Origin of the sequence: Micromonospora sp. ATCC 39149 (assembly GCF_000158815.1) — a bacterium.
In the GTDB taxonomy this organism is placed as follows: Bacteria; Actinomycetota; Actinomycetes; order Mycobacteriales; family Micromonosporaceae; genus Micromonospora.
The window spans coordinates 1,207,946-1,211,645 of sequence record NZ_GG657738.1 but is presented as its reverse complement, the minus strand read 5'-3'; the positions used below and the strand labels follow the sequence as shown (position 1 = coordinate 1,211,645).

The 3,700-nt window shown below is 76.4% G+C and carries 2 protein-coding genes; one reads left to right on the top strand and one right to left on the bottom strand.

Going from position 1 to position 3,700, the window contains the following annotated elements; all coding sequences use genetic code 11:
• The first annotated feature begins 21 nt into the window (after nucleotides 1-21).
• On the top strand, nucleotides 22-3,165 hold the full coding sequence (locus MCAG_RS04860) for an SDR family NAD(P)-dependent oxidoreductase (RefSeq protein ID WP_050777873.1): 3,144 nt from the start codon (nucleotides 22-24) through the stop codon (nucleotides 3,163-3,165).
• A gap of 20 nt (nucleotides 3,166-3,185) precedes the next feature.
• Here the strand turns inward: MCAG_RS04860 and MCAG_RS04855 are convergent, their stop codons facing one another.
• Complete coding sequence (locus MCAG_RS04855; protein WP_007071852.1) at nucleotides 3,186-3,593, bottom strand: hypothetical protein; 408 nt, start codon at nucleotides 3,591-3,593, stop codon at nucleotides 3,186-3,188.
• Between the last annotated feature and the right edge of the window lie 107 nt (nucleotides 3,594-3,700).

Sequence of the window (3,700 nt, the reverse complement as noted above, 5' to 3'; positions counted from 1 at the left end):
CCGCGCCGCGTGGCGCGACGGATGGGGGGTTGGACCGAGCTGGCCCTACCCGAGGACGTGTCCGGCGCCGGGTTCGTCCTGCACCCAGCGCTGCTCGACGCGGCCCTGCACGGCGCGCTGGTGGACAAGCGGGCCGGCGCCCCGATCGACCTGCCGTTCTCCTGGTCCGGGGTGTCGCTCGGCGCGCCCACCGACGGCCCGTTGCGGGCCCGGGTCACGCCGGGCGCGGACGGCGCCGTCCGGATCGACGTCCTCGGCCCCGGCGGCGAGCCCGTGGCGAGCGTCGCCAAGCTGGTCTTCCGGCCGGTCGACCCGGTACAGCTCGAGGGCGGCGCGGGCGACGGCGCCGAGTGGCTGTTCCATCTCGGCTGGACCGACGTCACGGCCGCGGCGACCGGCCCGGCGGCGGCCCGCGTCGTGACGATCGGCGCCGGCGCCGACCGGGCCACTGTCGAGGCGCTGGACGCCGCGCTGGCCGGCGGCGCACCGGTGCCGGACGTCGTGGTCGCCGAGGTCGACGCCGGCCCCGACGACACGCTGCCTGCGGCCCATCGGATGGCCGCGCGAACCCTGACGCTGGTGCAGCGCTGGCTGGCCTCGGAGTGGCTCACCGACGCGCTGCTCGTGGTGGTCACCCGGCACGCGGTCGCGGTGGCCGGTGAGTCGGTCGACCCGGCCCGTGCCCCGGCCTGGGGTCTGGTCCGCAGCGCCCAGTCCGAGTACCCCGGCCGGTTCCTGCTGGCCGATCTGGACGACGGCGACGCGCCGGACTGGGGCGCGCTGGCCGCCACCGGCGAGCCGCAACTCGCGGTCCGCGGCGGACGGATCCTCGCGCCGCGCTTGCAGCGGGCGTCGGCCACGCCGTCCGGTGACACGTGGCGGCTCGGTATCCGGCGTGCCGGATCGCTGGCCGAGCTGACCACCATGCCGTCGGCCGGGGACCGGCCGCTGCGCGCCGGTGAGGTCCGGGTCCGGGTCCGGGCGGCCGGGCTGAACTTCCGCGACGTGCTCATCGCGCTGGGTCGCTACCCGGGCGAGGCGCCGCTGGGCAGCGAGGCCGCCGGAGTGGTGACCGAGGTCGGCGCCGGCGTGACCGGCCTGCGCCCCGGCGACCGGGTGATGGGCCTGGTGACCGAGTCGTTCGGGCCGCTGGCCGTGGTCGATGAGCGCCTGGTGACGCCGATTCCCGACGACATCGGGTTCGTCCCGGCGGCGGCGGTGCCGGTGGTGCACCTGACCGCGTGGCACGCCCTGGTCGACCTGGCCGACGTACGCCCCGGGCAGCGGGTGCTGGTGCACGCCGCCGCCGGCGGCGTGGGCATGGCCGCGGTGCAGCTCGCCCACCACCTGGGCGCCGAGGTGTACGCCACGGCGAGCCCGGCCAAGTGGGACGCGGTGCGGGCGCTCGGAGTGGACGCCGCCCGGATCGCCTCGTCGCGGGACCTGTCTTTCCGGGACACCTTCCTGCGGGCCACCGGCGGCGCGGGCATGGACGTGGTGCTCAACGCGCTGGCCGGCGAGTACGTCGACGCCTCGCTCGACCTGCTGCCCCGCGGCGGCCGGTTCGTCGAGATCGGCAAGGCCGACATCCGGGACGCCGGCGAGATCGCGGCCGCCCGGCCCGGCGTGCGCTACCGCGCCTTCGACCTGTTCGACGTGGACCCCGGCCGGATCCAGCAGATGCTGCGCGACGTGGTGGCCCGGTTCCGCGACGGCACGTTCCGGCACGGGCCCGCGCGAACCTGGGACGTGCGGGACGGCGAGGAGGCGTTCCGGTTCCTGCGCGAGGGCCGCAACACCGGCAAGATCGTGCTGACCGTGCCCGCGCCGCTCGACCCGGGCGGCACCGTGCTGATCACCGGCGGCACCGGTGGTCTGGGCGCGGTGGTCGCCCGGCACCTCGCGCAGCGGCACGGCGTGACCGACCTGCTCCTGGTCAGCCGGCGCGGGCCCGCTGCCACCGGCGCCGCAGACCTGGTCGGCGAGCTCGCCGGTCTCGGTGCCCGGGCGCGGGTGGCGGCCTGCGACGTGACCGACCGCCAGCAGCTCGCCGCGCTGCTCGGCACCCTCGACCGCCCGCTGACCGCGGTCGTGCACGCCGCCGGTGTGCTCGACGACGGGGTGGTCGCCGCGCTGACCCCGGAACGGCTGGCCCGGGTGATGCGCCCCAAGGTGGACGCCGCTCGGCACCTGCACGAGCTGACCGCCGGGCACGACCTGTCGGCGTTCGTGCTGTTCTCCTCGGTCGCCGGGCTCATGGGCACCCCCGGGCAGGGCAACTACGCCGCCGCGAACGCGTACCTGGACGCCCTGGCCGCCTCCCGCCGCGCCTTGGGCCTTCCGGCCGCCGCGCTGGCCTGGGGTCTGTGGGCGGACGCCACCGGGATGACCGGTGACCTCGGCGCCGAGGACCTGGCCCGGCTGGCACGTGCCGGCATCGGTACCCTTTCGACCGAGCTGGGGCTGAGCCTGTTCGACCGGGCGCTCGGCCGGGTCGAGGCGCAGCTCGCCCCGGTCCGCCTGGACTTCGCCGTGCTGCGTTCCCTGGCCCGGGCGGACGCGCTGCCGCCGCTGCTGCGCGGTCTGGTCAAGACGCCGGTGCGGCCGGCGGCGACCGCCGGCACGTCGCTGGCCGACCGGCTGGCCTGCGCCGCGCCGGCCGACCGGGAGAAGGTGGCGCTCGACGTGGTGACCGCCCAGGTCGCTGCGGTGCTCGGGCACACCTCACCGGAGGCCGTGGCGGCCGGCCGCGAGTTCAAGAGCCTGGGCTTCGACTCGCTTGCCGCAGTGGAGTTGCGGAACCGGCTTAGCCGGGCGACCGGGCTGCGGCTGCCGACCACGCTGATCTTCGACCACCCCACCCCGGTGGCGGTCGCCCGGTTCGTGCTGACCACCGTGGGCGGGCCGGACCCCGCGGCGGCGTCACCGCTAGAGGCGGAGCTGCAGAAGGTCGAGGCGCTGCTCACCGAGGTGGCCGGGGACGCCGATCGGCTGGCCGAGCTGGAACCGCGGCTGCGGGCGTTCAGCAACCGGCTCCGGCATGTGCTCAGCGGCGGTCCGGCGGATCAGCCCGAGACGGCCGACGCCGGCCCGGAGTACCTGCTCGGCGAGGTGTCCGACGAGGACATGTTCGACCTGATCGACCGAGAGCTGGGAGCGGCGTGACCGGAGGAGCGGAGGGACGCTCAGCGGCCCTCCGCGTCCTTGCGGACGGCGTGTAGCAGCCGGCGGACGGCGATGACGTGCGCGCCGGAGCCGATCACCAGCATCCGGTAGGCGGCGCCGTGCAGGCCGCGGAACGCCGCGTACGTGCGGGCGCTTACCACCGTGCCGTCGTCCACCTCGGCCAGTGCCAGTCGAAGCTCGTACCGGGAGAAGCGGTGCCGCCCGGTGAGCCGCAGCAGCCGCTCTGCCTGAGCGTCGGCGACGCGGAAGCCGACCAGGGTCGCGCCGGTCACCACCGGCGTCCGGGACGACCGGGCCGGCTCGGCGGCCAGCAGCCGGGCGAAGGTCTCGGACGCGGCGAAGCGCGGCCCGGTGACCTGCCGGGTCAGCGCCGGCCACACCACCGCAGGCGGTGCCGCGACCGGCATCTGGTGCTCGTCGACGAAGGGCAGGTCGTTCCGGCTCGGGCGCGGTCAAGGGAATCAGGTGCTCGGCCACCGAGCCGGCCCACCGCCGGGTAGCCGAAGCTCGACGG